Source organism: Serratia oryzae (assembly GCF_001976145.1).
In the GTDB taxonomy this organism is placed as follows: domain Bacteria; phylum Pseudomonadota; class Gammaproteobacteria; order Enterobacterales; family Enterobacteriaceae; genus Chania; species Chania oryzae.
Window position 1 is genome coordinate 1 of record NZ_MOXD01000032.1, and the last position, 3,530, is coordinate 3,530.

Annotated in this window: 6 protein-coding genes and 1 pseudogene; 2 read left to right on the top strand and 5 right to left on the bottom strand. The window is 45.5% G+C overall.

Annotated elements, in window-relative coordinates; translation table 11 throughout:
- Positions 1 to 150: IS66 family insertion sequence element accessory protein TnpA (gene tnpA / locus BMI79_RS24675; RefSeq protein WP_425272374.1), on the bottom strand; the 150-nt coding region annotated here is incomplete at its 3' end.
- Positions 151 to 197: 47 nt separating this feature from the next.
- Between tnpA and BMI79_RS24145 the strand changes: the two are divergent.
- Both BMI79_RS24145 and BMI79_RS22690 read left to right on the top strand, forming a co-directional pair.
- A pseudogene (locus BMI79_RS24145) lies at positions 198 to 311 on the top strand (transcriptional regulator); the annotation flags it as partial.
- 82 nt (positions 312 to 393) lie between these two features.
- The gene (locus BMI79_RS22690; protein ID WP_076944402.1) at positions 394 to 606 is read left to right on the top strand and encodes a SymE family type I addiction module toxin; all 213 of its coding nucleotides are present in this window, start codon (positions 394 to 396) and stop codon (positions 604 to 606) included.
- Between the two features lie 49 nt (positions 607 to 655).
- Here BMI79_RS22690 and BMI79_RS22695 read toward each other — a convergent pair whose 3' ends face one another.
- The 4 genes from BMI79_RS22695 to BMI79_RS22710 all read right to left on the bottom strand — a co-directional run.
- The gene (locus tag BMI79_RS22695; RefSeq protein WP_076944399.1) at positions 656 to 1,258 is read right to left on the bottom strand and encodes a hypothetical protein; all 603 of its coding nucleotides are present in this window, start codon (positions 1,256 to 1,258) and stop codon (positions 656 to 658) included.
- A complete protein-coding gene (locus BMI79_RS22700) occupies positions 1,242 to 2,195 on the bottom strand; it encodes a hypothetical protein (protein ID WP_208611226.1) in 954 nt (317 codons plus the stop codon). Before BMI79_RS22700 ends, BMI79_RS22695 begins: the two co-directional genes overlap by 17 nt.
- A 349-nt stretch (positions 2,196 to 2,544) precedes the next feature.
- Positions 2,545 to 2,904: a hypothetical protein gene (locus BMI79_RS22705; RefSeq protein ID WP_076944400.1), complete on the bottom strand. Its 360-nt coding sequence runs from the start codon at positions 2,902 to 2,904 to the stop codon at positions 2,545 to 2,547.
- A 4-nt stretch (positions 2,905 to 2,908) separates the two neighbouring features.
- Positions 2,909 to 3,530, bottom strand: a 622-nt coding sequence (locus tag BMI79_RS22710) for a hypothetical protein (RefSeq protein ID WP_158069134.1), incomplete at its 5' end; no start/stop codon positions are given.

The following is a 3,530-nucleotide window of genomic DNA, read 5'->3' on the forward strand; positions in this document are numbered from 1 at the left end:
GGTGGCCGGGTTCAGGTCATGCAGTCGGCAATAATGCTTTTTAGACAATCCACTCTGTTGCCAGGCGTTGAGATGTTGTTGCCGTTCACTGTGAGAATACTGTTTTGTCATATTTTGCCTCAGGTTCATTGTATTGAATGAAGGCAGCATGTGGCAGCAGAGTTTTGTTAACAATATGAGTTCGCCGGACGCTTACGCTGGAACAGCAGATTGAGGTGATCAGCCAGCTACCGAAGGCCCGGCAGAAGATGGTGGCTGAGATACTGGATGCGGTGATTGCACAGGCGCAGCAACAGGAGACAGGCAGCTAACAGACAGGGTTTTTAACGCAGGTTGACGGTGGTGGAACACCGACAACCCGCTCACCACAAGCAACTATACGAGGTAGTTACCATGGCTAGAGCAGATTCTACGTCACAACCCGCCGCACCCCAAGCGCGCAAGAGCGTGGTCGGTTACCGCACCAACGGCGGCAGGCCGAACCCGCTGCCTCAGCTCACCCTCAAGGGTCGTTGGCTGGGAGCACTGGGATTTACCACTGGGCAGAGGATCGAAGTGATCACTGAGCCAGGGCAGTTGATCATCCGGCTGGCGGCTGAAGGATAACTGGCTGACTCACAAAGTAATCCCGGCACTGAGACCGGGATTTCACCATTTACATCTGTAATTTCCAAAAATTCATGCCATTAATAAGCCAGTATTGCTCTTTGTCTGGTACTAACAAGCCAAAATCACTATTTGCTTGAGCGTTCCAATCAGAAGGTACAGACGTTTCGTGACTTCTATCCCAATCAGTATGGCGATATATTTTTTTGTCAAAATTGATATAAAACTTAGGTAGCCGCATTCTCCAGCTATCCCACTCAACTGATACTGGGTCTGTTAATGTAGATAAAAATCGCTCAACATAATCATAAAAACTGACAAGCTGCTCGTCAGATCTGCCCAATGTGAAGAATGATCTCATCCAGTCAACTGTATAAATAGTAACATCATTTTTGGTTATATAATCTTTAAAGCTATCCTTAGATAATACAGGAACTCCATTTCTGAATGAACTTACTGCCTCATCATACAGAGACTCTTTCATCCATCCTTTAGCTATATACGCCTTATATTCCGGCCTAACATCGATGCAGTAATTATCCTTATTATCAACAACATAATAATGAATGCCATCCACAACAAAGATAGCTATATCTTTATCACCATTAAAAATAGCATCGAGTAAATTCTGATAATCATTTGTTAAATTCATTCAGAAATTCCTCTTTTGTTAATACGCGAGCTTTTGATGAGTTTTGCTCTATCAGCCTATCCCACACCTTAGGTAGTTCAAGCGAAACGCTAGGTTGACCTTTTGTAGGATCAACAATCTTAGGAGCATCCGGATCTTTCGGTACCCCAGGAATTGGCCTTTGAGGTACTGCTGCATCCATTATTTGTTTATGGAGAGCCGCATCGACTTCAAATACGACTACGCTACCATCTTGCCTTCTATTGGTCAGATAATAAGCAGCATGATTTGGTCCATTAGTGCTAACACACAATTGCCCACTACAACCCGAGTTAATTGTTACACTTCCGTCAGAGTTCACATTAATTCTATTCTGGCTTGTTTGTGTGCCATTTCCGCCACCTTCAACCCGAAAATAAGTTTCAGATGAGTTTGGTGCATTTTCTATAGGTTTTGCCGTCGAGTTTCCAGGTTTCGCACCCAGCGCAACATCCTTTCCAAACTGTTTCGTCAGTGCTCCAGATGCGACTACAGCACTCACACCACCCGCGATGTACATTGAACCCACATAGGCTCCTGCTCTCGCTCTGGCTTCTTCCTCTGTGTAACCGAAGGTCATAAACGCCTGCGTATACCCTTCCAGAACGTTGAACACTTCCTTCGCATTCGGGTCTGTAGAGTTCAGCAAGTTCATTATCTGCTGATAACCTGCCTGAGCCTCTTTCGGGTTCTGGTAAGTCTGGTTGAAGTAGGTATCTTGCGCGGCCTTCGCTTTCTCTCTTTCTGCCTGACAGTCACCACCTTTGCCACTGCAGGCCGCGTAAGCAGCCAGATCACTTTCCAGATCCTTGCGATTTAACGCCTCCTTATCTTTCTGTTCTTCTGGTGTCAGGTTCTGTTTGTTGTTGAGATATGTCTGGCGGCTCTTCTCCGTGCTGCTCAGATAGTTATTCTCCACAACAACTTCTTCCGTCGTGAAGTTGACCGCCGCAACCACTTTTCCCCTGTGCAGTCAGCCAGTTACAATCCCTTTTGCCAGTGCATTCTCACACCGGCAACTTTTTGCCCCGACGCGACTTTTACGCCCGTCACGCCATTTTCCCCAACCTGTTAAAGAGCAACTGCACCCACATCATAGCAGCGGCGTCAGCCGCTGCCATTACCGCTCACCGAGTCCGACATTACCAGCGCTGAACAACTGGAAGTGACCGCTGCACCCGGTGTGATACGGTTGCAGCGGCGAGAAGAGGGACGGTTTGGGGCTTAAATGTTGGAACCCCAGTTGAAACTGGGGTTTTATTTGCCTATTAATCAGGCTGATAACGTTCATCTTGGATAATATAAGGCTCTGCAACTTCCTCCCACACCAATTCTGCCATCTTTTGCCATTCGGTTGGGGTTTGTTGTTTCACAAGATAGTCCCTGATTAATTTAACTGCTTTGTTAAAGTCCTCTTTATCTAACTCAACAAATGAATAAAACTTTAGATATTCACCTTCCTCAGATTTTATCACCTCATGCAGCTTAGGGTGCTCGGGCAAAAAAACAGCATCTAGCAGATCCCCAAAGGCATCCCAATAACTCCCGTTAACAAAGCCTCCGGTTCTTTGAAAATTACTTTCTCTTTGTCCATTATCATTCCAACCGATAAATAAACTCGCCCCCATACCATCACCTCATAATGATAATTTTGTCTTGCTGTACTTTAGGCAGTGTTTTTATATAATCCATGAAGATTTTTTGGTTAGCAGGCGTTAGCACTCTAAAGTCAACAGGCACAAAGTCAGCTTTTTGCAAATGATCTTGGATAACATCTCTTCCACTACCAGTACTCATGTTTTTCTCATAAAACTTATTTAATCCGTCTATTTCTTTCTGTGACAGTTTATCAGTCGTATACATGGCATCGACAGTTTTACCTTTATTTGGGCCTGACGTAATCACAAAATCAGGTGAAGTTCCTGATTTTGCTCCAGGCGAAGGTGTATAACGCTCCATTGTACCGAGAGTAGACTCTAATTGTGCTGCAGATGCGGCTTCAGCCGGTTTTAGCTTACCATTGCCCCCCAGATCCGGTGTATTAAGTCGGTCATGGCCTTCCAGAGGCGTTGAGTTTATTTTTACTTCATAAATCCCATCTGCGTTCTTAACAAGTGAACTTGTTGTCCCTGAAGCCGAACCTTTATTGTTGAGCGCAACATCCTTCCCGAACTGCTTCGTCAGTGCACCTGATGCGACTACAGCACTCACACCACCCGCGATGTACATTGAACCCACATAGGCTCCTGCTCTC

Bases quoted from the DNA above. Each gene is read 5' to 3' on its own strand.
- BMI79_RS22690 (WP_076944402.1), top strand. From the start codon at position 394: ATGGCTAGAGCAGATTCTACGTCACAACCCGCCGCACCCCAAGCGCGC.
- BMI79_RS22695 (WP_076944399.1), bottom strand. From the start codon at position 1,258: ATGAATTTAACAAATGATTATCAGAATTTACTCGATGCTATTTTTAAT.
- BMI79_RS22705 (WP_076944400.1), bottom strand. From the start codon at position 2,904: ATGGGGGCGAGTTTATTTATCGGTTGGAATGATAATGGACAAAGAGAA.